This is a genomic window from Nostoc sp. MG11 (assembly GCF_014904695.1).
Taxonomy (GTDB): Bacteria; Cyanobacteriota; Cyanobacteriia; order Cyanobacteriales; family Nostocaceae; genus Komarekiella.
The window spans coordinates 288,784-314,001 of the sequence record NZ_JACXXN010000005.1 but is presented as its reverse complement, the minus strand read 5'-3'; the positions used below and the strand labels follow the sequence as shown (position 1 = coordinate 314,001).

Annotated in this window: 20 protein-coding genes; 9 read left to right on the top strand and 11 right to left on the bottom strand. The window is 40.4% G+C overall.

Annotation, left to right across the window (positions count from 1 at the left end; all coding sequences use genetic code 11):
• Positions 1–99: 99 nt before the first annotated feature.
• A complete protein-coding gene (locus HCR01_RS10495; protein WP_193196237.1) occupies positions 100–954 on the bottom strand; it encodes a cyanophycinase in 855 nt (284 codons plus the stop codon).
• A gap of 416 nt (positions 955–1,370) precedes the next feature.
• A complete protein-coding gene (locus HCR01_RS10490) occupies positions 1,371–1,574 on the bottom strand; it encodes a hypothetical protein (RefSeq protein WP_193196147.1) in 204 nt (67 codons plus the stop codon).
• 319 nt (positions 1,575–1,893) lie between these two features.
• Between HCR01_RS10490 and HCR01_RS10485 the strand changes: the two genes are divergently transcribed.
• Entirely contained in the window at positions 1,894–3,801 is a 1,908-nt protein-coding gene (locus HCR01_RS10485) for an acetate--CoA ligase family protein (protein ID WP_193196146.1), read from the top strand.
• 166 nt (positions 3,802–3,967) lie between these two features.
• Here HCR01_RS10485 and HCR01_RS10480 read toward each other — a convergent pair whose 3' ends face one another.
• The 3 genes from HCR01_RS10480 to HCR01_RS10470 form a co-directional block, all read right to left on the bottom strand.
• The gene (locus HCR01_RS10480; protein WP_193196145.1) at positions 3,968–5,011 is read right to left on the bottom strand and encodes a 3-deoxy-7-phosphoheptulonate synthase; all 1,044 of its coding nucleotides are present in this window, start codon (positions 5,009–5,011) and stop codon (positions 3,968–3,970) included.
• A gap of 159 nt (positions 5,012–5,170) precedes the next feature.
• The gene (locus HCR01_RS10475) at positions 5,171–6,829 is read right to left on the bottom strand and encodes an alpha-amylase family glycosyl hydrolase (RefSeq protein ID WP_193196144.1); all 1,659 of its coding nucleotides are present in this window, start codon (positions 6,827–6,829) and stop codon (positions 5,171–5,173) included.
• 240 nt (positions 6,830–7,069) lie between these two features.
• Positions 7,070–7,450, bottom strand: coding sequence for a DUF1823 family protein (locus HCR01_RS10470; protein ID WP_193196143.1), 381 nt, complete (start codon positions 7,448–7,450; stop codon positions 7,070–7,072).
• 241 nt (positions 7,451–7,691) lie between these two features.
• Between HCR01_RS10470 and HCR01_RS10465 the strand changes: the two genes are divergently transcribed.
• Both HCR01_RS10465 and HCR01_RS10460 read left to right on the top strand, forming a co-directional pair.
• The gene (locus tag HCR01_RS10465) at positions 7,692–7,901 is read left to right on the top strand and encodes a polyribonucleotide nucleotidyltransferase (protein ID WP_193196142.1); all 210 of its coding nucleotides are present in this window, start codon (positions 7,692–7,694) and stop codon (positions 7,899–7,901) included.
• Positions 7,902–7,972: 71 nt separating this feature from the next.
• Positions 7,973–8,269, top strand: a complete 297-nt coding sequence (locus HCR01_RS10460) for an acylphosphatase (RefSeq protein WP_193196141.1) — start codon at positions 7,973–7,975, stop codon at positions 8,267–8,269.
• A 24-nt stretch (positions 8,270–8,293) separates the two neighbouring features.
• Here the strand turns inward: HCR01_RS10460 and HCR01_RS10455 are convergent, their stop codons facing one another.
• Both HCR01_RS10455 and HCR01_RS10450 read right to left on the bottom strand, forming a co-directional pair.
• Complete coding sequence (locus HCR01_RS10455; protein ID WP_193196140.1) at positions 8,294–9,121, bottom strand: GNAT family N-acetyltransferase; 828 nt, start codon at positions 9,119–9,121, stop codon at positions 8,294–8,296.
• Positions 9,122–9,131: 10 nt separating this feature from the next.
• Complete coding sequence (locus HCR01_RS10450; protein WP_193196139.1) at positions 9,132–10,148, bottom strand: zinc-dependent alcohol dehydrogenase family protein; 1,017 nt, start codon at positions 10,146–10,148, stop codon at positions 9,132–9,134.
• A gap of 788 nt (positions 10,149–10,936) precedes the next feature.
• Between HCR01_RS10450 and HCR01_RS10445 the strand changes: the two genes are divergently transcribed.
• The gene (locus HCR01_RS10445; RefSeq protein WP_193196138.1) at positions 10,937–12,193 is read left to right on the top strand and encodes a Na/Pi cotransporter family protein; all 1,257 of its coding nucleotides are present in this window, start codon (positions 10,937–10,939) and stop codon (positions 12,191–12,193) included.
• A 583-nt stretch (positions 12,194–12,776) separates the two neighbouring features.
• On the opposite strand, the gene HCR01_RS10440 is transcribed toward HCR01_RS10445, so the two are convergent.
• The gene (locus HCR01_RS10440; RefSeq protein WP_193196137.1) at positions 12,777–15,326 is read right to left on the bottom strand and encodes an NACHT domain-containing protein; all 2,550 of its coding nucleotides are present in this window, start codon (positions 15,324–15,326) and stop codon (positions 12,777–12,779) included.
• 590 nt (positions 15,327–15,916) lie between these two features.
• Between HCR01_RS10440 and HCR01_RS10435 the strand changes: the two genes are divergently transcribed.
• The 5 genes from HCR01_RS10435 (at position 15,917) to HCR01_RS10415 (ending at position 21,564) form a co-directional block, all read left to right on the top strand.
• A complete protein-coding gene (locus HCR01_RS10435) occupies positions 15,917–16,456 on the top strand; it encodes a hypothetical protein (RefSeq protein WP_193196136.1) in 540 nt (179 codons plus the stop codon).
• 292 nt (positions 16,457–16,748) lie between these two features.
• Positions 16,749–16,973: a hypothetical protein gene (locus HCR01_RS10430; RefSeq protein ID WP_193196244.1), complete on the top strand. Its 225-nt coding sequence runs from the start codon at positions 16,749–16,751 to the stop codon at positions 16,971–16,973.
• Positions 16,974–17,264: 291 nt separating this feature from the next.
• On the top strand, positions 17,265–18,383 hold the full coding sequence (gene cax / locus HCR01_RS10425) for a calcium/proton exchanger (protein WP_193196135.1): 1,119 nt from the start codon (positions 17,265–17,267) through the stop codon (positions 18,381–18,383).
• 240 nt (positions 18,384–18,623) lie between these two features.
• Positions 18,624–19,271 (top strand): class I SAM-dependent methyltransferase, encoded by a 648-nt coding sequence (locus HCR01_RS10420; protein ID WP_193196134.1) that lies wholly within the window; start codon positions 18,624–18,626, stop codon positions 19,269–19,271.
• Positions 19,272–19,443: 172 nt separating this feature from the next.
• A complete protein-coding gene (locus tag HCR01_RS10415; RefSeq protein WP_193196133.1) occupies positions 19,444–21,564 on the top strand; it encodes a M3 family metallopeptidase in 2,121 nt (706 codons plus the stop codon).
• Positions 21,565–21,627: 63 nt separating this feature from the next.
• Here the strand turns inward: HCR01_RS10415 and HCR01_RS10410 are convergent, their stop codons facing one another.
• From HCR01_RS10410 to HCR01_RS10400, 3 genes are all read right to left on the bottom strand, one after another.
• Positions 21,628–22,329 (bottom strand): DevA family ABC transporter ATP-binding protein, encoded by a 702-nt coding sequence (locus HCR01_RS10410; RefSeq protein ID WP_193196132.1) that lies wholly within the window; start codon positions 22,327–22,329, stop codon positions 21,628–21,630.
• Between the two features lie 277 nt (positions 22,330–22,606).
• Positions 22,607–23,779, bottom strand: a complete 1,173-nt coding sequence (gene devC, locus HCR01_RS10405; RefSeq protein ID WP_193196236.1) for an ABC transporter permease DevC — start codon at positions 23,777–23,779, stop codon at positions 22,607–22,609.
• 207 nt (positions 23,780–23,986) lie between these two features.
• Positions 23,987–25,207 (bottom strand): biotin/lipoyl-binding protein, encoded by a 1,221-nt coding sequence (locus HCR01_RS10400; RefSeq protein WP_193196235.1) that lies wholly within the window; start codon positions 25,205–25,207, stop codon positions 23,987–23,989.
• Positions 25,208–25,218 lie beyond the last annotated feature (11 nt).

Genomic DNA, 25,218 nt, shown 5'->3' with positions numbered 1-25,218 from the left:
ATATATTCCCCTTTTTCGAGTTGGTTGGGAGGATATTTAAGAGATGAATATCACGAATTTAGATATATCAACTACTGATTTAAATGCATCTGCTAAAGGTTAGGTGTTTGTTGAACCAACTGGTACAGACCCATCTGGCACAGTACCATTATTTAGGATAGGTTGGCGAGTTTTGAGGTCAAATTTATAACCATGTGGCAGAATATGAAGCTTTGAGCCAAAAATTGCTAAAGGCTCATCCTTCAATATTTCACCGAGATTATTATACGTAGCCTCTGATTCGTCTACAATTGTTACTGCACCTTCGCCAATCACTTCAATTTGGTCATCGGTAACAACCATAGCCGTGTTCTCATCAATACCGAATCCCAAAACAGCAGGCTCTTGCAGCAAAGCTGCAATCAGGCGTCCTAAACGTCCACGCTGGGAAAAATGTTGATCAATTACTACACCTGGCAAAAAACCAAGACCAGGTCCCATTTCCACAACTTCAATTCGAGGGTTTGTCTGGGAGTCACCTTCTACAATCATTTTATCAGGCATTACAGCAGCACCAGCGCTTGTGCCTGCCACAACTATGCCTTCAGAGAAGCGTTTATGAATAGCTGCATCGATTTCAGTGTCTTTGAGGATGCTGGTAATCCGGGCTTGGTCGCCCCCAGTAAAAAATACGCCAGTTGCTTTGTGAATAGCTTCCAACGCTGTGGATGAAGTTGCATCTTCACGGGTTTCCGTGTCAATGATACGAACATTCTCGGCTCCTAGTCGCTCAAACACTCTAATATAATTCTCTCCTACTTCTCTTGGTAGTTCTGTCGCTGCTGTCATAATCACAATGTTTGCTTTCGTACCACCAGCGCGACGTACAAACTCCCTAAGAATTTGGGAATCATTCTCTTTATCTTCAGCTCCTCCAATAATCACTAGTTGCCGTTTAGTCGTACTTTCCACAATGATGCCTCCTGATTTGGTTGATAAATTTCAATAAAACATGACAATTAAAACTGTAGAATCACCCATTTGGTAGATTACGATACAAAATTTAAGAGTAAAATATCAAAAAGCAATTTGGCGCAGAAAAATTTAAGGAAAAGAATAAAAATCATCATTTCCCTAAAAAGTATTTCTATATACAAAATTTAAATTACTCATTCAACAGCCTCTAGAACTGTTATCTAGAGGCATTGTTTATCTTATTTGTTGTGAATTTTTTGAGTGTGTATTCATTGTGCAATTTTGAAGAATTTATTATTATATGTAACTGTTGCACAATGTTTTAATCAGTAAGGTGAAAACTTTAACTGAATTTTGGTATTGATCTTATCCGACTGTAATTGGATATTTTAAGCTATGTATTTGACTTGAAAACTTTAGTGAATCTGACTTCTGTAAAGCAAGTTAGTTAAGAAAAGGCGAGCCTGTTCTAGTGGGAGATGTCTAGGTTTACCTTGGTAGACAATTTGATACTCACTTAAATCTGGCCCATCCCCATGCCCAGAAATCAACCTGAGGTGAAAAGCCTCCTCAGCAAGTTGTCGAACTTCATATCTTAGACCAGTTTGTGTGCTATTCATAGTTTGCTGTCTTTTTAATAGCCTAAATATTATTTATACAAATTTGAGACGAGTCTCGCACCTCTCAAAGGTTATATCTTTTAGCACTCCTAATGATTTTATACGCACGGATATTTCTTCTATACTGACTTCTAAAGGTTGAATTATGCCCTGAGATAGTTGAAAATGCTGAGTATTAGGGTTAAGTTAAGGCTGGCAAAATTAATAGCAAAGCTATCGCTTCCTAAAAAGCAATGTGAATCAATCTACAATCAATAAGTCTAAGTAACTGTAACTCGGCGTTTAAAATTCAGGGTGTTTAGCCAAAGGTTTGCAATCAATGGTTCAACAAAAAAGCGATGCAGTCCGTATCAATGCGAGAAGAACTGATGTATTCGATATTTTCAACTTCAAGCATTATATTGGGCCGAATTTCTATTTGAATACAGGGGCACTAGTATTTGATTTTGCTCTGACAGAGTATAGAGAGCCTCTGCCCCTAGAGGATTATATTTCGATTATTGGCGATCGCTATCCCCATTTAGGTGAACAAACTTACGAATCCTATGCTCATCTATTTGCCCAACTTGTTTCAGAAGTTGGAAAGCTGTATATGGACTTACACCTCAACCGTTGGAGTGTCAAGCCATACCCAGATTTTGTCCGAATCAGCGTTCAATCACTATATGAACGTACAACTAGAGAGGTAGTTTACTTTGTTTGGGATTGGTTTGAAACCATTACCCAAAAAGAAGACTTCCTTTTTGATGAACAGCTTGTGAGGCTTCAAAGACGATTCCGACAATCTGTCTACGGCGGCCCCACTGTTTACGCCTTATTGCGAACAGCCTACGACAAAGGTATTCCCACCTTTTACTTATGGGAAGAAGGACTAATGCAATACGGTTTTGGCAAAAAACAAGTTAGGGGGGTAGCAACAACATTTAACTGTGATAGCCATCTAGATTCGGAGTTCACCACCCGCAAAGACGACTGCAAAGCATTTTTAAAAACTTTGGGTTTCCCAGTACCCGAAGGCGATATCGTTGTCTCTGAAAAAGGAGCCTTAGCGGTAGCAAGAGAAATTGGCTACCCAGTAGCAGTTAAGCCTGTAGTAGGTCATAAAGGAATCGGCGTAACAGCTGATGTACAAGATGCACAAGAACTGGTATCTGCTTACAATAGGGCACTGGCAGCAATTCCAGAAGAACAATCAACACAGATAATTGTCGAGAGAAGCATTCCAGGAGCAGATTTTCGCTTGCTGTGTGTCGATGGCAAATTCGTCGCCGCTACAGAACGCCGTCCAGCATCGATTGTCGGTGATGGAAATTCAACTATTGAAGAGTTAATTCGCCAAGAAAACAGAAAACCTGGACGTTTGGATACACCCACCTCGCCGATGAGTAAGATTCAGCGTGATGAGGCGATGCAACTCTACCTAGAAGAACAAGGTTTTTCACTGGAAAGCGTTATTAAGAAAGACCGTGTTGTTTACCTTCGTAAAGTCGCTAATCTTTCCGCTGGAGGTATGAGCATCAATGCTACAGATATAGTTCACCACGACAACATTATCTTGGCGCAAGACATTGCCCAACACTTTCAGCTAACTTGCCTCGGTATTGATGTTATTACCAAAAGTCTCGCAGAATCTTGGAAAACCAGTAATTTTGCCATCCTGGAAATTAACGCTGCACCTGGTATTTTAATGCATCTTAAACCGGCGGTTGGTGACAGCGTTGATGTGCCTTCACATATCTTAGAAACATTTTTTGAGACTGGTACGCATGCCAGAATCCCAATTATCACCTTTAATAAAATCTCAGTTGAGGAGCTGCAAGAAACGATTGATCATATTCTTTTGCAACATCCTGACTGGACAATAGGCGCTGTTTGTCGTGATGCAGTTTTTGTGAATCGGTCAAAAAAAGTATTCAGCAAAGATTACAACATCAACGTTCAAACTTTGCTGCGTCATCCAAAACTTGATTTGCTAATAGCTGAGTACAATGAAGACGTACTAAAGGAAGAGGGTATGTTTTACCAGAATAGTAATATGGTTGTTCTGGATAATCCTACCGAAATTGAGATGATGCTAGTACGGGATGTCTTCGACGGTTCTACTGTGGTGATTAGAAAAGAAAACGACATCTCTATCCGTCGCAAAGGATTAATTGAAGATTACACCTTGGGAGAAGACGAGCCATTTACGCGGGTTTATTTGAAAGAAACTGGGACGATTCTGTAATTGTTTAAACGTAGAGTGACGCAGAGTTTTAACGCAAAGGTAGACAAAGTTATTTCTCTGCGATACTCTAACTTGAAAAGTTTCCTAGGTCGGGGAAACTCTCCTCCATAACTTTTCGCTGCGCTCCTTTGCGTTGCTCTGCATTCCTCTGCGTTTCAAAACTTCATTACTTAAGCTTTTCGTAGGCAGCCAAAATAATTCTTTCAGTTTCTTCCCAATTAATACATTTATCAGTTACAGAAACACCATATTTTAATTCTTCTCGCTTATCAGTAATTGGTTGATTACCTTCATACAAATTAGATTCCAGCATCATTCCGACTATGGATGTATTCCCATCTGCTATTTGTTGAACAACATTTTCCAAGACTTGAGCTTGTAATCTGTAATCTTTATTTGTATTGCCGTGGCTACAGTCAATAACAATTCTTGGTGATAAGTTCCCCTCTTTTAATTTCTCTTCTACCAGTTTGATATTTGCTGCATCAAAGTTGGGTTGATTACCGCCTCTTAAAATTACATGTCCGTAAGCATTTCCTCTAGTTTGAAATACGCTTACTTGTCCATTTTGGTTAATTCCAATAAAATTATGAGGATTTCTAGCTGATTGTAGAGCGTTCAAAGCTACTTGAATATTACCATCAGTACCATTTTTAAAACCCACAGGCATCGAAAGTCCACTTGCCATTTCACGATGAGTTTGTGATTCGGTTGTTCGCGCTCCAATGGCAGACCATGTAATCAGTTCACTAATATACTGTGGTATTATTGGATCTAATGCCTCTGTGCCAGCAGGCAATCCCAATTCCGTAATTTTTAATAACAGGCTACGCGCAATTAATAAACCATTTTCTACATGGAAAGAATCATCCATATCTGGGTCATTAATTAAACCTTTCCATCCTACAGTTGTTCTAGGTTTTTCAAAATATACCCTCATAATTAATAGCAGTTTATCTTTGACGTTCTCAGCCAAAAACTTCAACCTCTCGGAATACTCAATTGCTGCTTTTGGGTCATGGATTGAGCATGGGCCAACTACTATGAATTTTCGCCTATCTTGAAAATCTAGTATATGTTCTATTTCCTGTCTGTAGTTTAAAACTGTTTGTTCTGCTGATAGTGTTAAAGGTAATTTTGATTTGATTTCATTGGGAGTTAATAAAACGTGGTCATTATCAATATTAGTATTAAATAATTTATTTTGCATGGCGCAGTCCTCATAATTTGTGCCATTCTATTTTAAACAAAAATGTAATATAGAATTATAAATTTTTTTCAAAGCAACTATTTTGTCTATCTTTTTTGTTAGATTCCCGACTTCTTATAGAAGTCGGGAATCTGATAATCTGGTAATCTTCTTAAGTGATTAATGCCATACAAACACTTTAGCTTCGTATGGCCCCAAGTCTGTCAGGATACCATCATCACCAGCTTCAACATCATAATTACCTGTCCACTCGTGCCATGTACCATTACTAGGAAAGTTAGGAACGTGATAGCCACCCAGGAAATTTTCTGAGAAATTGGCTACAACAACAACACGAGAGCCTTCATCATTCCAGCGGCTATAAGCTAGTACCTTCGCCTCTGGATTTTCGTGGATAAAATCAATATTCTCTGTATAGAGAGCATGATTATCTTTACGTAGATTGGTTAAGCCTTTGTAGTACTCAAACAAGCTTCGGTTTAAGTCATTACCTAACAGCGTCCAATCGATTTTGGCTGATTCTGGAGTTTTGGGTTTGTACTCGCCAAATTCTTCACCCATCCAAATCAAAGGAACTCCGACAGCTGTCATGAGAATTGCTGCTCCCAGTTTAGTCCGTCTAAAAGCTTCTTCGTCAAAAATCTCACGATTTCCCAACTCTACCAGAACGTGGTTGTGGTCATGGTTAGTTAAGTAATTTACCACATTTGTCGCACCCATAAAGCCTTGACGTTTGCAGTCGATGACATCTTTAAGGCGCTCTAAATCAAATGTATCACCGCAGATATGTTCGAGGATACAGTGATAGAAACTGTCATGCCAGCAACCATCCATTGGCCCGTCTACATTGGTGATACTGGTAGTTTCTGGAATATGTTCGGCAACGTTGTAAAAAGGCTTCATGCTAGCAGTATTTTTTGCTTCTTGAACAATCCAGTGCATGAAGTCGTAGTTGGCAATTTGCCGTGCCGCATCATAACGGATACCATCTATGTGATATTCACCAACCCAAAAACGGATCGTATCACCAATAAATTTACGAGCAGGATAAGTATCTAATTTCTCGTCGTAATGTTCGTAATTAAATTCAGGACCCCAGTTATTGTCAGGGTCACGTGGCTCGTGATGATACCAGTAATCATGGTCAATTTGTGTTAAGGGACTGCCTGCTTCTGAGTGGTTATAAATACCGTCAATAATTATGCGAATACCCCGGCCATGACACTCATCAATCAGCTGCTTTAACTCAGCAGTAGAACCATAACTAGATTCTGTTGCAAAGAAATGGCGGGGGTTATAACCCCAGCTGTAATCGCCAGGATATTCTTTAAGTGGCATCAACTCAATAGCATTAATTCCTAATTCAGACAGGTGATCTAACTTTTCAATAACGTGTTTATACTTTCCTCGTGCATAAGGGTCATCTTCACCACCAGAAAAGTCAGCTACGTGTAGTTCATAGATAACTAATTCATGGTCAGCCGGGAGAGGTTTGTCATCATGTTGCCAGATATATGTATCAACAATTCTTTGACCATCTTTAATTCTTACAACACCATTATCTTTTCCAGTTGATTCATCAATATCAGTTGCATAAGGATCTGTGACATCAACCCATTGTTCTAGTTCAAAAAACCATGAATTTGATTGAACACGGAATTTATATTGATAAGTGCCGTCTTCTAGATCAACAGTTGTGCGAAAATAGCCATCATCACCTTTTTCCATTTGGATTTCTTGCCAATCAGAAAAAGAACCTATTAATGAAGCTCCTTTGTTGTATGGTGCAAATAAATTAAATTCAATTGGCTTTGCCATAGAAGTGTTAGGAATATAAAATCTGGGTAGCAGTATTGTCTAATGAGAAATTAAATTTGGAAATCGCTCGCCGGAAATAGTTAAACAAGCATTACCTCTATCTTCAGGAATAAATGTTTAGTTATTACTGGATATTTTTTTATTTTTAACTGTTTTTGACATTTTTAATTTAAGTAATTAGACATGAATAAGTTAAAGTTAATAGTTATTCTTTTTGCAAAGACAATACTAATCTACAAGCTACAAAATATTTTCAGTGTAAGTTTGTTGCAGATAACTTAATAACCAATTTGCTGCTGTTGCTCTGCGAGTTTGTCGAGGGACAAATTCACCGATTTTGTAACCTTTAAAACCAAGTTTTTCTTTTAATAATTGTTTATTTTCTGAAGGAATAGAACGAGTTAGCTTGACTATTGCGGGGCGACTATCTATAAAATCTGGCGGTTGTGGGTATTCATCCCGCCATTCGGGAGTAACTGCGCTAGTATCCCATGTTTCAGTTGAGGAGTTGTAGCGATAGCCTAAATAATGCCATATCATCTGGTTAACGATCGCATCAGCAAGTTTATCTTCAAGGATTGCCCAAATGGTTTCTGTATTCAGTGGTGGTAGGTTAGACATAAGCAATTCACAATTTAAAAACTGTCAGTTGTTTTGCTATGCGTGTGTATGATTGATCACTGACTAATGAAATGCATAATAGTTAGTAAAAAATACTTTATCACTACTTTGGCAGACTCCCAAAGATAGGGATGATTTTATCTTGATTTACACCTGCTGGAAGATTTATCTGCTACAAACCTCAGACACACTGCTTAAAGTAACCATAGATAAAAAGACTTGCTAACTTAGGAGAAAAGTTATGGGAATAGGTGATGTGTTCGGAAATATAGTTGGTGGGAAGCAAAAACGACGTGACGATGAAGACGAAGACCGCGAATACAGACGTCGTGACGACGAAGACGAAGATTACCAGTCTGCATACCGCGACGATGAAGACGAAGACCGCGAATACAGACGTCGTGACGACGAAGACGACGAAGATGACGAGGACGACGAAGACCGCGATTAATTTCGTGAGCTAAAAATGGGTTGTGCATACATAAACTAGGTAGACTGGAATCGTAAAGAATAGACTAGTGTATGCAGAATTCCACACCACTGCCAAAGTTAATTCGCGCCCATGTATTCATTTCTGGCCGAGTCCAAGGAGTAGGCTATCGCTACGCCACTGTGGATACAGCTAGCCAGTTAGGATTAACTGGTTGGGTGCGAAATCTCTCCGATGATCGTGTGGAAGCAGTTTTTGAAGGGGCGCTGGAAGTTGTAGAAGAAATGGTTCGTTGGTGTCACTCTGGGCCACCTGCTGCTGTGGTCAAAGAGGTTGTGGTTGAGTATGAAGAACCTGAAGGGTTCCGGGGATTTGAAGTTAGGCGCTAGGGGCGCACGGCTAGCTGTACACCCCTACTGATTGTGATTTGGTTTACCCGTCCAAAGATAAAAACTTGTCTTACAGTACTCCTGAAATCCAAGCCGACGATATACGTTCACACCCATTTTTGAGGCTTGCAATGTCGCTACACGGTATCCAAGGGTGCGGGCTTTCTTTAGTGCAGCTAGCACCAGTGCTGATGCGAATCCCCTTCCTCTTGCTTCTGGGGTTGTAGCTACAACGTAGACCCCTGCTACTTGTGGATCTAGATACAAGGCTGAAGTTACAACTGGTAAACCTTTCCACCAGCCGATAAAACGTATATACTCCTGGGAATTAATCCCCAAGCTTAACTCTAAGTCAAAAAAAGCATCGAATTCTGTATCGGGAACTTCAAAGCCAACTGTTGCTATCCGTACCCAATGCTTGAGGGTTTCGCTGTCGCTAACCTGGGCGATTGCTAAATCTGTTGGTAAAGGCTGTTCATCAGATAAAGTCAACAAATCAATCGCCATCACAGGTGATTCACCTGAATTGCTTAATCCGTGGGCTTCTAAATACTTTCCCAATTCAGGCGGTTGGGTTGCTGGCCCTGTCCACCAAAACATTGGTAGCTGTTGTGCGGTAAAGTAGTTGAGAGTTTTGGCGATCGCAGCATCGATTTGGTTAGGCTCGAATTGAGCGCGAAAAACACCGTTGAAAAACGCAAAGGAAATACCAGTACAAAAACGAATCAAGTTAGATGTAGAGCAGATTTCCCGATGTGGCGCACGACCATAGTTCGTAAAGAATGCGAACATGTTGTTTTCGAGGGCTGTCACTAAGTTGGGTGTCGATAAATCTTGTAAAACTTGATTCATTTTCAAACTCCTAGTCAATTACTAAAACAGCCGAGCCTTCAAATTTACCACTGCGAAGTGCATCCAAAGCTGCATTCGCTTCACTTAACGGGAAGGAATTCACCTCTGTGCGGATGGGAACTCTGGGTGCTAACGCCAAAAACTCCTCTCCATCTTGGCGAGTTAGATTTGCAACAGACCGCAACATCCTTTCTTCCCAAAGAATTTCATAGGGAAAAGAGGGAATATCACTCATGTGAATACCAGCACACACTACAACGCCACCTTTAGCGACTGCACGCAAAGCAGCCGGTACTAACTTCCCTATGGGAGCAAAAATAATCGCTGCATCCAAGGGTTCTGGAGGTAATACATCTGAGTCACCCGCCCAAGTTGCACCCAGTTGACGAGCAAACTTTTGTCCCTCAATATCACCAGAACGGGTAAAAGCAAATACTTGACGCCCTTGATAACGAGCTAGTTGAATTAAAATGTGGGCGGCTGAACCAAAGCCATAAAAACCTAGTTTTTCAGCATCACCAGTCATTCTGTAAGCACGATAGCCAATTAAGCCACCACACAATAGGGGTGCAGCTTGTAAGTCAGGATAGCTAGGGTCTAGAGGAAAGCAAAAGCGGTAGTTGGCTACGGTATACTCAGCATAGCCGCCGTCGAGGTTGTAACCTGTAAACTCAGCATAATCGCAGAGATTTTCCCGACCAGAGAGACAATAACGGCAGCGATCGCAAGTATGACCTAGCCAGGGAACGCCAACCCGCTGACCTATAGTAAATTTATCAACTCGTAGACGCCCTTCAGGCGGCTTGCCGCAGGCATCGCCGATCGCCTCAATAGTACCCACAATTTGATGCCCAGGTATCAGAGGTAGTTTTGGGTGTGTCAATTCTCCATCAACGATGTGTAAATCTGTACGGCAGACAGCGCAAGCATGAACGCGAATCAACACTTGCTCAGGATTCGGTTTTGGCACTGGCAGGTCAATTAAGCGCAGAGGTTGACGCGGTGCTTCCAAAATCATTGCACGCATAAGCAGTTTAAAATTTTGTGACTAAATAGTTATAAGTATTTAAGCTGAACACAATTAACTATAAGTAGGTAAACATAATTAAATGTAAAATAAAGTTTTTGTTCGTAGTTAGCGATTTATCGCTCTTTACAAAGATTTCAAGTACAAAAGCTGCTTACTACAGTCCTTCATTTAATTAAGCCCTCCCACTCACCTCACTTCTATCTATATTAATAAACTATATACCCCAATACTTTTCAGTTAAGAGGAAAAAAGCAAGAAAACACCTTTGACCCTTACCCTTTAACCTTTTGCCACAACCAAATTCCAAGTGAGAAATACTTAATCGAGTAGTATTTCTGCATACTCTGGTGAACCACTAAAACACCAAGATGATAATTATCACTATAAATCTGATAAAAAGTACATAATTTGTGTTATCAAAATTGCTTATCTCCAAGATAAGTTAATATCTGTTTAAGTTTAATTAAAATCTAAGTTAAGTTAAAAAATCTAATCAAAAATATCTTTCTGAAGGTGCAATTAATCTAAGCTTTAAGCGTAGTAAATTTTTAATGTCTACTAGTTAATAAAATCTAGATTGCATTAGGTATAAGTCACAATACCTAAATTATATAGCAATCATCAAGTCTTTTAAAGATATTTTTTTGGCGATCACTCTTTGTTTTTAGAGATTATCAAAAAACAAGTTATCCAATCTTAATTTATAGGGTGATTAATATTTTGGAAACAAATATTTTTGGTCTGATATTCAATATTTTACTAAATATGGAAGGGCTAAGAGAACTATGTTGCTATCACGAAATTACCAAAAAAGAATACTCCACATGCTGATTTTGAGTATTCTAGTTTCAGCTTTAGTTGTTTCACCTTCTATACTAGGAAACAACTTTCATTTATTTGATGCACCTTCTTTAGAAATTAGTGTTAATGCTCAAACTTCTGCTGAATCAGAAACACAACAAAATAACACTCAGCAAGCTCAGAATTCTAGGAAGGAAAAAGAAAATAATCAGCAGAGTAAGAACGCTGAATCTAAAGAAGAACAAGGATTAAATATTTTCAAAATTGTTACAGGTGCGCTAGCTGGACTTGTGCTGTTTTTGTATGGTGTGACGCGAATGGCTGAGGGACTCGAAGCGATCGCAGGCGATCGGGCAAAAGGCTTGATTAGCAAATTCACCACCAATCGCTTTGCTGGAGTAGCAACAGGCACGGTAGCGACAACTATCTTGGATTCTTCCTCAGTGACAATCATTATCGTGATTGCAATGGTGAGTGCTGGTTTGCTATCTTTTGTAGAATCTCTCGGCGTGGTTTTAGGTTCCAATATTGGCACGACTATCGGCGCTCAAATTGTTGCTTTTAAAATTAGCGAGTATGCGCCTATAGCCATGTTTCTTGGCTTCTTATTAATTTTTTTTGGTAAGCAAGAACGTTGGAAGCAAATCGGTTTAATTACTCTTGGCGTAGGCTTGCTGTTTTTCGGACTTGAGACAATTGAAAACGCAATGGAACCTTTCAAGGACTACAAGCCATTTATCAAATTGATGGAAACCTTGGGGAACAACACCTTGCTAGGTGCTGGAGTTGGAGCGCTGTTTACAATCTTAGTTCAATCTTCTTCTGCCACTGTTGCCATTGTCGTTACTTTGGCTAGTCAAGGATTAGTCTCTTTACCCGCAGGTATTGCCTTAGTGTTGGGTGCAGAAGTTGGCACATGTGCTGATACACTTGTGGCTACTGTTGGGCGCGAACGCCCAGCGGTGCGGACAGGTATCTTTCATTTACTATTTAATGTTGTTTCTGCCTCAGTAGGAATTTTGTTTGCCAGTCAGTTGGCTGGATTTGCCCAGTGGGTTTCTAGGTTGGCGGGGGCTGGGGATGATGTTGCTCGTCAAATCGCTAATGCACAGTTGATATTTAACTTGCTGGGTGTGGCGTTAATTATTGGGTTTCTACCTTTAGTCGCCCGTGGGCTGGAGCGACTAATTCCTGATGGAAAGAACCAAGACAAACCAGCTAAAGCTAAGTCTGGAGTATAGAAAACATACAGATCTATCAAGGCTACCTAAAAGTACCTCTTTAATCTCCTGAATTAAAGTGCAGTAGCATCTAGACAGTGCTTTAGTGCCTCTGTTTGTGCCGTGGGAGAGTGCTCCACAACAGATTCTATCACTTGTTCATGTGGTGGCTTGGGGCTACAGCAGCCGTCCTTCCACGCTTTCCCTGGTTCGTGCTTACATACTTTCTTGATTTGTTTGCCCATAAACAATAGTCATTTTTTAAATTCTGTGGTCTACCTATGCATCATAGTACTAAAAGGTAATTTCCGGCAACAAGCGGTAAAAAGGGGCAAAACTCATATACCAAAAGTTGCACATAATGTTGATAATCTTTTTTAGGCTTGCCAATCTGATGTAGTCTTGCTCTTAGAGGTCATTTATAAATAGAACTTAAGCAAGAACTCTCTGAAGCTCTTATTCCTTTGCGTCCTTTGCGTCCTTGGCGGTTCGTTTCTTCATGATTTTGCGTAAGTACAGATAAAGTAAAAATAAAATTACTGTAGGGTGTGTTATGGCTTCAACCTAACGCACCCTACTTAATATTTACTTTATAAATAGTCTCTTAATTATTCCTATAGCTAGGAGATAAAAGTTTTGAAGGAATGCGTTTATGTGGTAATAACAAATGGGCAATCAGTTGGTCACGTAAATCTTTAGAAGAGTAACTATCTCCTCTAATGCATTCTATAAGCAGAATGTTAGCGTAAAAATAATCTTCCAAACTTTTGATTTCCTGTTGTGAAAGTTTGACATCATCGAAGCCAATATGTAAATACAGCCTCATTAACCCTTTCAATTTTTTTGCCCACTCTTCCCACTCCCATTTAGGAGCATTATCAGCAGGAAAACAATCTTTCAAGTACATTAATTCATCTGCTAAATCATCGAATTTAAGTTGTTTAGCGGTAGCGATAATATCTTCTTCACCAATATCAGTTCTATCTACAAAATCAGCTTGAATATGAAAATGCTCTTTATCAAGGGTGATTTCGTCTTTTTGTTTATTAATGGTAATTACACCCTTTTCTTTATCAATAGTTACTCCACTTTCTAGTAAAGAAATAGTGACTAAATTATCGCTGACAGGAAGTTCTTCTCTCAGTAGTTGGCTCACTTTTTGAGGATTAAATTCTTTTTCACCAGCTTTAGCAGCAGCTTTAGCATAAGTATCAACTAAATTAAACGCGAAATTGGATAATTGCGATCGCGGAATCTTTTTCTTCTGTTTCTCGTTTAACTCTCTCAACATTGAGGCGAGTTTTTCAGCTAAAACTAAAGTATAATCATTTTTTGAAAGTCGATTGATGTATAATTCAAACTCCTGGTCAACAAATAGATAAAACGCTCTCCATGAACTAGATTTCACTCCATGTAAGGTAGTTACATCATCCAGCCAAGTCAACATATCTTGTAGAGCTTTACTTTCTACTAACATATTAATCTGATGAAACATGAGTTTTAAAAATTCATCAGTATTTGCGAGTCGTCCTGTAATCATTAGAAACACTTCTCGCCATTGACGATTTTTTAAATAGTGTTTGATAACCTCGGCTAAAGTTTCAGAATTCCCGCTCTCTACTACGTACTGTGCTACAAAATACTCTTGAAAAGTTAGATGCGAGAATGAATATAAATCTTGAGCTTGCTTCATGAGTAATCCATGATTGGCTTCAATCTCTTTCAAAATTTCTTGACTATCAAAAGCGAGAGTATCAGGTGAAACCTCTAGAATATTTTCGATATATTTATGAATTAGCTTCTCTAATTCTCTTTGCTGCCAAAAATACTTTTGTGGTTCTTGGTTAAAAGCTTCATAAGCTATCTGACTAAGCAAGTTTACTTTTCGTTGGTATGGGAGGTTTAGATTATTAATTGAATCACGATTTATTCGCCTATTGGCATCCCATCTGCGTAGAAGTATATTTACAGCATCCTCTGTCAGCGAGTATCGATTTCTCGGAAACTCATAATTATCTTCAAACACCAAACACAACATAGTTAAGAGCAATGGGCTTGTCGTTAACTCTTTGATAGATCTATTTTTTTCTATTTCTTCTAAAAATTTGTCTCCTAGTCTTGGTTCTTCGCTAGATTCAAACCATCTTTTGACAAAATTCAAAACTTGAGCTTCATTAAAATCTGCCATTTCCACTTCTGTGAAGTGTTCAAATACATAATCCGAAGCTCCAGAACGACAAGTCATCACAAAGTTATTTTTGGAAAATTGTTCTACAAAAGTAATAATATTTCGATATACTCGATCGCTTTCTGCACCTGGAACTTCATCCAAACCATCTAACAAAATTAAGCAACTACCTTGTTCAAGTAATTCCTCAACAATCTGAGATGGCTCAGCCATACATGTAAGAAACTCTCGCTTAATTATATCAATCAGGTTCGGTTTATCGTCGGCGTCTGCAAATGCCTTTAATGAAATAAAAATTGGGAGAACTTGCTTTTTTAATTCTGTGGTGGAATGGATAGCTAGGTGCTTGAGAAATGTAGTTTTACCTGCTCCCGGTCTACCCCATAAAAAAAGCTTTTGGTAACGCTTTACTGCGTCTAAAGCTACAATATTTTTATCGCTCACACGATAATTAAAACGGCTAAAACTGATACTTTCATTAGATATATTTGCCAGTAAATCTTCAATTGTCTTTTGCTTCTTACCTTTAATACTTTCTAAAACATTTACATTGGCATAAATACTATCTAACTGTACAGGCTGAGTCATCGTGAGCACCTTCATTGTGCCGCACTTTATCCTTATATATTCTTGGTAGCGCTGAAGCCACTCTGCGTTTACATTGCCATGTATCTGCTCTGCTAGCCCTAAAGTTGCATATTGTCTTAAAGCTTCTTGATAACTTTCGCATTCTAATAATACACCGCATAAGAAGTTAAGGTTCTTCTCTTGCATCTTCATTGGTTCAGTATTGTTGAAGAAGTTGCGGATGGTTTTATCTGAAATTACATCTCTTGGGTTATTTGTTTTATCTTGATAAACGTGATTAAGCTCAATAATTAAAAGCTTTGGCGATCCACCAAACTTTTCTGCATAAGCTTGTCTGAGTTTTTCAAAAACTTTTGGATCAACTACTGTTGCTGTCATTGTTATTCTCTCTTATTATTTTAAATAATTTAATATTCTATAAATTAAAGTGTATTTATAAAGCCAATTTTAATAAAAAGTTGCTGTACAATTTGGAGATTTACTATTTCGTAAATTTTGAGGATGATTATTAACTGTATTTTGAGGTATAAATACTTATATTACTAGCTGACTCTTACCTAACGCTTTACTTTTATATTTACTTTATAAAGAGACTTGTAGCAGTGCTTGAGTAGATTGGGTAAAAATTCTAAAAAATTACCAAATTTTGGGCTTTTCAGCTTCGTGTCTTGGTGTCTTAGTGTTTAAAAAATCAATTTTGAACCAATAAGACGACACTGAGAAAAATACATTACACCTTCAAAGAGCTACTTTTCCCTTTGACTGCTAGACAAAAATTGGTACTTGGTGATGACTCCAGATTTTGAGGAGTGTTATCAAACTTTTCGTGCTATTACTCCTGAAGATACTCGACAAATCTGCTTACAGAGGGAGAGACAGTAGTATAAAAAACTTGTAAATTAATAAATACCGACGGATACCGCTATTTACCGCCAGATACCGTATATTCTTGATATAAGAAGCGTGTTATGAGTAATAGTACGATCAGTACTAAGGTACAGGCAGATTACATCAACCAACGATTTGAACAATTTCATTCTCCTCTCTCTAAAGAGTTTAGATTGTGTCTTGACTGCATACTTCATTGGACTCATCTTTTGCATCTGGACAAACTTGATCAAAGCGCTACAGTTGAGGCTTTTGAAGTCATCGAGCATAACACTAAAATTCAGAGTTTACTGCTTGACAAACTTTTAAGCTGGCGTCTTACTTCCAACGAACTTGACCCTAAACAGCCACTTGATATAGATCTTATTAATCAACAATTTGAGCAATTCAAGTCTGCTCTCTCTGTTGAGTTCAGGTTATCCCTCAACTGCACACTTTGCTGGATTCATCTTTTGCGTTTGGGTCGCCTGGATCAAAGTACTACAGAGCGTGCTTTTAGAGTTATTGAGTACAACGCCAAACTTCAGAGTCTACTCCTGAACAAACTCCTAAACTGGTATCTTTCTCAAAACAAACTCGATGCGGTCTTTAGTGAACTATCTAGTGGCGCTGAGTTATGAGACTGAAATTTAATTGTCTGGGTCATGCCCAAATATGTGCAAAAGTGGGAAATCAAGATGTTATGAACACTAATAAAATAAATAATGCCTGTTTTTGGGACTCTGGATAATTCCGTGTCACCAAACAAAAAAGCCCGAACCCAAGTTATGAATTTTAGGATTCGAGCCGAATAGATTATTTGTTCTTTCAAGGATATCACAAAGACGTACCATTTAACCGTTTTTGTGTTATTTAAGCCATAAATCATAACTTGGGCATAGGGATATCACTAGTAAACAAGGAGAAAAAATAGTGAATCTCAATAGCCGTAATACTTGGATCTTCCTCTACTCTGTTTTGTTCGCTACCTTATTCGTTATGCTGGCAGGATTTAATGGGATCGTCATCGTACATGTGACGCCTTTTGGCTTAAAAGTCTTGATAAATGGTCATTCTGCTGACTGTTTAATCGACCCGCAGCTACCAGAGGGTGATGGGCAATCTCAGCCTAAGTTGCCGGAGCAGAAAATTGCTTAATCTTAAGCAATACTTTCACTAAAAGTTGTCATTGGTCATTTGTGTTTCAAAGGACAGATGACCAATAATTTATGACAGTCTTAATACAAAAATGTACAATCTAGAAGCGCATCAGCTTACTACCGCAAATAAGCGCAACTACAATGCGGCAGTTGAATCGAATAATTAGGCTATTTTTGTGCAAACATTTATTTCGTCATGCGATCGCTACTAGGTCAAAGGCGCGTCCTGAAAGACTACACCCTAAACCCTCAGTTTTGGTCAAATAATCATTATTAGAGCTATACACCTATGCCAACCGCATTGAAAAATACACAAACTAAAAACCTAATTTCAATAGGTTTACTAGTTTTCTTACCGATTGCTGTTGTCGCAGATAAGTTGAACTGGGACGCATTAACAGTATTTGGACTTTCAGCGATCGCAATCGTTCCGTTAGCAGTTTGGTTGAGTACGGCGACAGAAGAAATTGCCGTAGTTTTAGGGCCTTCCATAGGAGGCTTGTTAAATGCAGTTTTTGGTAATGCCACTGAGTTAATTATTAGTCTAGTAGCTCTCAAAGAAGGCTTGGTAGACATTGTAAAAGCCAGCATTACAGGGACAATTATCAGTAATTTACTACTGGTAATGGGGCTATCTATGCTATTAGGGGGATTGCGTTACAAGGAGCAGACTTTTCAGCCAATGGCAGCACGAGTTAACGGTTCGACAATGACACTAGCTGTGACTGCAATTGTTCTGCCTGCAATGGTGATCACCACATCTAATGTGGTCGAGCAAAGCGCTATTACTAACCTGTCGATTTTTGTAGCGGTCATTCTAATTGTAGTTTATGGTTTTACACTGTTGTTTTCTTTAAAAACTCACAGCTACCTCTATGATGTTGGGGTTATAGAACTAGGAGATAAAATTTCTGAGGACGAGGCCACACAAGATAAACATTCAAAGCCAAACCTGAGTCTTTGGGTTGGTATTTTGCTTGTGGCAACGATTGGTATAGCGTTCGTATCCGAGATTTTTGTCGGTGCAGTTGAAGAGGCAACAAAAGGACTAGGATTAACACCTCTATTTACCGGAGTAATTTTGTTACCACTAGTTGGAGGTGCAGCCGAATATGTCACCGCTGTTCGAGTAGCGATTAAGAACAACATGGACTTGTCGGTGTCCGTAGCAATGGGGTCGAGTCTGCTGGTTGCTTTGTTGGTTGCGCCGCTACTTGTGATAGTTGGGCAGGTGATTGGACAACCAATGGACTTAAACTTTAACTTATTTGAGGTTGTTGCAGTGATCATTGCTGTAGTCATTGCTAATCTCATTAGCTTGGATGGTCGCTCTAACTGGTTAGAGGGAATGCTACTACTAGCAACTTATGCTGTACTAGCGGCTGCCTTCTACTTTCATCCTGTTTAAGCCTAAGTAGGTAGACCTAATTAAATGTAAGATAAAATTTTTGTCCGTAGTGAGCGATTTATCGCTCTATATAAGGTTCTTAAGGGCTAAAGCCGCTTACTACGAGCTCTGGTTTAATTAAGCCCTTCTACTTATCTATTGAGATGATGTCTTTTTAACTTCAAATTCAACAAATGATTCCCCTTGCATTAAACTGTTAGAAAAATAGTGACCTAAGTAATTCTATTGATTAGAAAGTGTATGCAAGTAGCGAAGGTAATTGAAACCTACAATCAGGGAGCAGCGGATTATGAATCGATTATGCTGCGTTACTGGAATATTGATCGCAAACCGCTTATTGCTTCCTTGCAACTTCAGCCAGGACAAACTGTACTTGATGCTGCTGCTGGAACAGGTCTTAATTTTTCAGCTTACCCTGAAGGAGTACGTGTCGTAGGCGTTGATCTTTCAGAGAAAATGCTGGATGAAGCCCGTAAAAAGCCTGTATCCGCAGACATCACTCTCAAAGTCACGGATCTTCAAAACCTTGATTTTCCTGATAATAGCTTTGATGCAGCAGCGTCGGGCTTTACCTTGTGTGTTGTTGCTAACCCAGTCCGCGCTCTTGAGGAGATTTTACGGGTTACTAAACCTAACGCATTGATCGCCATTCTCGATTACTGCAAATCGCAAAACCCGGAGGTTCAGAAATGGCAGGAGTTAATATCTGATGCAGCTTTAGAATTAGGCTTCCCAACTGGCAAGATTAAATGGAATGCATTAATGGATTACGACGAATTAATTTACAACAGTAAGCTTGCCATTGAGGTACTTGTGGACGAGCGTATAGAAAGCCCAAACCCGTTTTCGTGTGGTTGTCAATTACTACTGAAAAACTCGAAAAGTTAAAATCGCCTATACTGAGCGCTTTACACCATCGCACCTTGACCAGAGGTGAGGCGATCACTAGTAGCTTTAATAGAGTTAGCTAGTAACGAAATTGCGCGGCGATCGCTACATTAGTAGATATATAAATAAAAATCATTGTTCGTTGCTATTTAACCGCATCACACGCAAAACCATGAGTGCAAATGTCATTATTTCCCAAAATCCCCTAATCCAAGGCTACGGTCTACCTCTTTTCGCAGAGATTAAACCAGAGCAGATAGTACCAGCCTTCAACCAGCTCCTAGGAGAACTTGACCAGCAGCTTGCCACCTTGGAAGCTAATGTACAGCCTACTTGGACGGGTTTAGTCGAACCACTAGAAAAGCTTACAGAACGGCTTTCCTGGAGTTGGGGAGTGGTAAATCATCTAATGGGTGTCAAGAATAGTCCTGAATTGCGGGAAGCTCATGAAAACGTCCAACCACAGGTAGTACAGTTTATCAACAAGCTCGGTCAAAGCCAACCCATTTACAACGCCTTTAAGGCACTCCGTGCTAATGAGACTTGGGCAACTTTAGACTCAGCCCAGCAACGCATTGTAGAAGCCGCCATCCGCGATGCACAACTTGCTGGTGTCGGTTTGAAAGGAGAAGCCAAAGAGCGTTTCAACGCCATTCAGATGGAGTTGGCAGAACTTTGCACTAAGTTCTCTAACCATATACTGGATGCCACTAAAGTCTTTAGCATCACCCTGACAACAAAAGAGGAAACCGACGGCTTACCCAATAGCTTACTGAGTTTAGCGTCACAAGCCGCTCGTGCTGCTGGAGCAGAAAACGCCACACCAGAAAATGGCCCCTGGCGCATTACTTTGGATTTCCCCAGCTATAGCCCTTTTATGCAGCACAGCACCCGTCGCGATTTGCGTGAAAAGCTCTACAAAGCTTATATCACTCGTGCTTCTACAGGCGATTTAGATAATAACCCATTAATTGAACGCATTTTGGAGTTACGCCAAGAACTTGCAAATTTACTGGGCTTTAAAAACTTTGCTGAATTAAGCCTTGCGAGTAAAATGGCTCCCAACGTTAAGGCAGTCGAAGCATTGTTAGAAGAACTACGCCGTAGCAGTTATGATGCTGCTATCAAAGACTTAGAAGAACTCAAAGCCTTTGCAGCGACAAAGGGAGCAGCAGAATCTCAAGATTTAAAGCACTGGGATATCAGCTTTTGGGCAGAACGCCAACGAGAAGAAAAATTTGCCTTTACCGCTGAAGAATTACGTCCCTACTTCCCGCTTCCCCAAGTATTAGATGGCTTATTTGGACTTGTAAAGCGGCTGTTTGGCGTTACCGTTACCCCTGCCGATGGTCAAGCCCCAGTATGGCATGAAGATGTTCGTTATTTCCAAATTGCTGATGAAACTGGTTCTCCCATAGCCTACTTTTACTTAGACCCATACAGCCGTCCTGCGGAAAAACGCGGTGGTGCTTGGATGGATGTGTGCATTAATCGTGCCACAATTACAGAAAATGGCGTAACTAACATTCGCTTACCTGTGACTTATTTGGTATGTAACCAAACTCCGCCAGTCGATGGCAAACCTAGCTTGATGACTTTCTATGAAGTTGAGACTCTGTTTCACGAGTTTGGTCATGGATTGCACCACATGCTCACCAAGGTTAACTATGCTGGAGCCGCAGGCATCAATAATGTGGAGTGGGATGCAGTAGAATTGCCGAGTCAGTTTATGGAAAACTGGTGTTATGAGCGACCCACTTTGTTTGGGATGGCTAAGCATTATAAAACTGGTGAAGCTCTACCAGAGCATTATTATCAAAAGCTGCTAGCGGCGCGTAATTATATGAGTGGTAGTGGCATGTTGAGACAAGTTCACTTTAGTATTGTGGATTTGGAATTGCACCACCGCTATCGTGTCGGTAGCGATGAAACGCCCGCTGATGTACGTCATCGGATTGCCAAGACTACAACTGTTTTAGCACCTTTACCTGAAGATTCATTTTTGTGTGTTTTCGGACATATTTTTGAGGGTGGTTATGCTGCGGGCTACTACAGTTACAAATGGGCTGAGGTACTAAGTGCTGATGCTTTTGCCGCTTTTGAAGAAGCTGGACTAGAAGATGAGGAAGCTATAAAAGCTACAGGTCGGCGTTATCGGAATACAGTACTAGCACTTGGTGGTAGCAAGCATCCAATGGAAGTTTTTAAAACTTTCCGGGGACGTGAACCAAGTACAGTTGCTTTACTCAGACACAATGGTTTAGCTAGTGCTGGTGTGAGTAGTGCTGAGTGATGAGTGATGAGTTCATGAGTATGGAGCATGGATTTTCTTCCCAATGCCCCATCCCCAATGCCTTCAGGCTTGAGATGAGTTAACTTTTAAATTAAGCTTGCCATCTTCCATGTGAACAATGCGATCGGCAATGTCTAGGATACGGTTGTCATGAGTAACCATTAAGATGGTACAGCCTTGTTCTTTTGCTAGTTTTTGCATGAGATTAACTATATCTCGACCTGACTGACTATCAAGAGCGGCGGTGGGTTCATCTGCTAAAACAATTTTAGGATGACTGACCAAAGCGCGAGCGATCGCAACTCGTTGTTTTTGTCCCCCCGACAGTTTATCTGGATAGTAATGAAGATGATTCCCTAACCCTACCTGCTCTAGCATTTGGGCTGAACGAGTTTGTATCTGTTGTAAGCCTATATACTTGTGTAATTCTAAACTCATTTTGACGTTCTGGAGTGCCGTTAAACTACCATGCAGGTTATTTGCTTGAAAAATATAACCGTTCTGGCGTCGTATCTGCATTAGTATTTCAGCACTAGCACTACAAAGTTCTCGCCCTAACACCCGCAAACTACCAAACTGGGCGGAACGTAACCCACCCACCAAGGTCAACAGCGTTGTTTTACCAGAACCAGAAGGCCCGGTCATGATAATAACTTCACCAGCGTTAATCTCCAGGTTGATGTTAAAAAGAACTTGTTTGCGGAGTGAACCGTGACCAAAGTAGTGATCAAGATTTTTAATAGAAATGACAGGTTTATTAGTCATAAGTAAGTTAATTAGTCTTGATGACTGTCATTTGTCATTCGTGATTACAAAGGACTAAGGACAAAGCGAAAAGTTCTGTAGGTGGGTTTCCAATCGTAGGAAACTTTTCAAGACAGCGAAAAGTTCTGCAAAGAGAAGTTGCCATAGCGCAACCTCTTCGAGTCATCGAGCGTCGGAGGGTTTCCCTCCAAGCAAACTTCGGGGAGGGTTTCCCTCTCTTACGAGACGCTAACGCGAACCGCAGGAAACTTTTAAACAGAAGACAAATGACAAATTTCTAAAACATATCAGCAGGGTCAGCACCTTGAAGTTTGCGGGTAGCGATCGCCCCGGAAATTGCACACATCATGATCGTCAGTACTAGCACTTGTAATCCCCGAATTGCAGTCATGTACATCGGTAAATTTGTGGCATGGCGAGTCAATTGGTAAAGTGCCAAGGATACACCCATTCCAGGAAAGAACCCTAACGCGGCTAAGATCACTGCTTCTTCAAATACCACACCTAACAAATAGTAATGATGATATCCCATTGCTTTGAAAGTGGCATATTCTCTAACGTGAGAATTAACATCAGTGGAGAGGACTTGATAGACAATAATCACCCCGACTACAAATCCCATCGATACACCTAGGCTGAAAATAAACCCAATTGGTGAGTTTGTTCTCCAAAAGTTGTTCTCAAATTCAATAAATTCTGCGTTGGTTAGGACTTTGACATCATCTCTCAAGTAAGCTTTCAAGACTGCTGCTACCTTTTTCGGGTCGTAGCCTGGTTTTACTTGAATCAAACCTAAGCTGACACTGCTTGAGTTTCGCCGAGGAAATAGCCGCAGAAGGTTCTGATCGCTGGTGATTAAGCTACCATCAGTTCCAAAGGAAGCCCCAACTTTGAATAAACCACTAATATTAATCGTACGTCCTTCTATTTCGGTAGTTAGGGTTTTACCTTGATCAATTTGGGCGATCGCTTTTTGGTATTCTCCTCTAGCACCACGATCAAATAAAACGGTATTCGGCAGCTTAATCGTCTGTAATTGCTGGTTAACATCTAATAAGTCAAAGGCTGGCTTATCTGGATCGAATCCAATCAGTAACACCCCCGTCTCACGGCGCGTTTGGGGATTTTTCCATGTGATGTAATTAAAATACATTGCTTGTGCAGACTTCACCCCTGGTATATCCATTGCCTGATAGAGTCGCCGACGAGAAAACATAGATAAGCCTTGCAAATTACGAGCTTGGGGACTCATTAAAACAATGTCTGCTTGTAAACTGCGATGCAGTCTGGTGTTACTGTCATACAGCGCCGTCTGAAAACCCAATTGCATAAACATCAGAACATCAGCAAAGGCAATGCCTGACAATGCTACTAACAGACGACTTTTTTCATGATTCAGTTGCAACCATCCTAGAGGTGTTCGCCGCCGCAGTTGTTGGAGTAGTCTCATCATACGAGGTGCTCAGTGAGGATGGAGGGAAGATGCGTGAGCAGAGAGAGCAGAAAAGTGGGGAAGAATAACACAGCAGTTTTCATTTTTTTACACACTCATGTATTCCTCTCTGCGGCTCCGCGGCTCTGCGTGACATAAAAAAGATATGATTCATTTACCTGAAAAGCCCTGTAACTTTTGACCCTTGACTCCTACCCTTTAATCTCAAAGTTCAATTACCGCCTTAACTTGCATATTGGTTAAACTGGCAGCTTTCAAGCTGGAGGCATCGTCAAGTCGGATATAAACTTCTACTACTCTGTTGTCAATATTACTAATAGGATCAGTATTAATTACGCTCTGCCGCCGCACTTGTAAGCCTAAACGCTCCACCGTTCCCTCTAACTCAATAGGAAGGAAATCGCCAACTGCTCGCACCCGCTGCTTTGGACGCACCTTGGTGATATCGCTTTCGTATACTTCGGCTATGACATACATCTGGCTGGTTTGCCCAATATCGGCAATACCATTATTTGATACCAATTCTCCAGGGCGAGTGTGGATCTCGAATACTTGCCCATCTTGGAGCGATCGCTCCCCCAAGACCTTCGGCCAACGCACGTAAGCTTGTTGCAAATTTGCTTTTGCTAAGTTCATGGCTGCGACAGCACGATTAACTTCTGCTTGGGCAGCCTCTACATCGACTTTCGGCACATCCGTAATCTTATCTAGTGTTGCTGTAGCTTCTTTAATTTGTTCTTGGCTAGCTGACTGACTGCGATTTAACTGCGCTTGCGCTTCTTGCAGACTTTTTTGGGCAGTTTCTAGAGTTAAGCGCTTGCTATCTCGTTGGGAAGCGGAAATTGCTCCCTTTTCATACAGTGTTTGATAACGTTGTTCTTCGGCTTCGGCGTTACGCGCAGTAGCTCGTAATCGCTCAATTGTGGCTGTTTGAGCGTTAATACTACCTTGAAGTTCTGCTTTTAGGCGGGCGATCGCTGCTTGTTGAGCTGCAATCTCGCCGCGTTTAGCACCCGCTTGCGTCCGCATCAGGTTTGCCTGTGCTACCTTTACTTCTTCCTGCGCCTCTTTTAATGCTGCTTGCAAGCGATCGCGACTGTCCAAAACTGCAATCAACTGCCCTGGCTTTACCCTATCGCCCTCCTTCACTAGTAACTGTTCTACCCGACTTCCTTCCGTAGACGCGGTAGCAGAGAGTTTAATTACCTTTCCTCGTGGTTCGATCCGCCCTAGGGCTGTTACAGTTTTTAACTGTGGTAATTTTGTGATTGCTGTTTGTACCTCTTGATTCGCATAATTTTGCCAGCGTTTTACTGTATAAAAGCTGATTCCGCCAACCAATAAAGATGCGATTATAGCGATAAAAACGGATGGACGCAGAATAGACTTAGGGGACAATGTGTACCCTAGCTTTGAGTTTCGCACCATAGATTACC